Genomic DNA, 1135 nt, shown 5'->3' with positions numbered 1-1135 from the left:
CCGCTGGGCCCACCCGCGCGCGGGGGAGCCGAGGCACGCGGCGCGGCCCCACGGCGCGGAGGTCCCGCGCCGCTACGAGCGCGCGCGGGAAGCCGCCCCGCCCCGGCGGAGCGCGCCGGGCGCGAAGCGGCGCGGGCCGCGCTGAGGAAGGGACCGGTGCGCGGGCCGCCCCCTCCGCGCTACAACCGCCCGCGTGAGCCTCCGGATCGCCGTCATCGGGCACGTCGAGCACGTCACCATCGGCCGTGTCCCCGCCGTCCCGGCGGCGGGCGACATCGTCCACCTCGACGGACCGCGCTGGTTCCCGGGGGGCGGAGGCGGGGTCGCGTTCTGGCAGCTCGTGCGGAGCCCCGCGGAGCTGCACCTCTTCACGGCGATCGGCGACGACGCCGCGGGTGACGCCGTCGCGGCCGAGCTCGCGGCGAGCGGCGCGCACGTCCACGCGGTCCGCCGGGCGGAGCCGCACACCCGCGCGATCGCCATGGTCGATCCGGCCGGCGAGCGCACCATCCTGGTGGTGGGCGAGCCCCTGCATCCCCGCGCCGAGGACCCGCTGCCGTGGGGCGCGCTGGCGGGCTTCGACGCCGCCTACTTCACGGCGCAGGACCCCGCGGCCCTCCGGGCCGCGCGCGCCGCGCGGGTGCTCGTCGTCGCCGCCCGGCGCCGGCCCGCGCTCGCCGCCTCGGGCGTGCGCGCGGACGCGGTGGTCGGCAGCGTCCGCGATCCGCGGGAGGCGAGCCGGCGCGCGGACCACGCGGTGCCGCCCGTGGCGCTCGTGCTCACCGACGGCGCGCGCGGGGGCCGCATCGAGACGGAGGAGGGGCTCGAGGTCTTCGAGGCGCCGCCCTCGCCGCCGCGGGGCGGGGGCGCGTACGGGGCGGGGGACAGCTTCGCCGCGGCGCTGACGTTCTTCCTCGCCGCGGGCGTGCCGCTCGCGGAGGCCTGCCGGCGCGCGGGGCTCCACGGCGCGGCGGTGCTGGGTGGGCTCGATCCGCGGACGGGGCAGCTCCCGCTCGAGGATCCGCGCTGAGGGACGTCGACGAGACGGAATCGGGCGCGGGGGCCCCCCCCCCCCCCCGGGCGCCCCCCCCCCCCCCCCCCGCGGCAAAGCCCCGCCCCAGCGGCCCGCGGGGAC

General features: G+C 81.6%; 1 protein-coding gene. It reads left to right on the top strand.

Annotation, left to right across the window (positions count from 1 at the left end; translation table 11 throughout):
• Positions 1–193: 193 nt before the first annotated feature.
• Positions 194–1030, top strand: coding sequence for a PfkB family carbohydrate kinase (locus MNY60_RS24160; RefSeq protein ID WP_242356910.1), 837 nt, complete (start codon positions 194–196; stop codon positions 1028–1030).
• Positions 1031–1135 lie beyond the last annotated feature (105 nt).

Origin of the sequence: Anaeromyxobacter sp. SG17 (assembly GCF_022690695.1) — a bacterium.
Lineage (GTDB): Bacteria > Myxococcota > Myxococcia > Myxococcales > Anaeromyxobacteraceae > Anaeromyxobacter > Anaeromyxobacter soli.
Note: the sequence above shows the minus strand (reverse complement) of the source record. Positions and strands in the feature narration are given on the sequence as shown.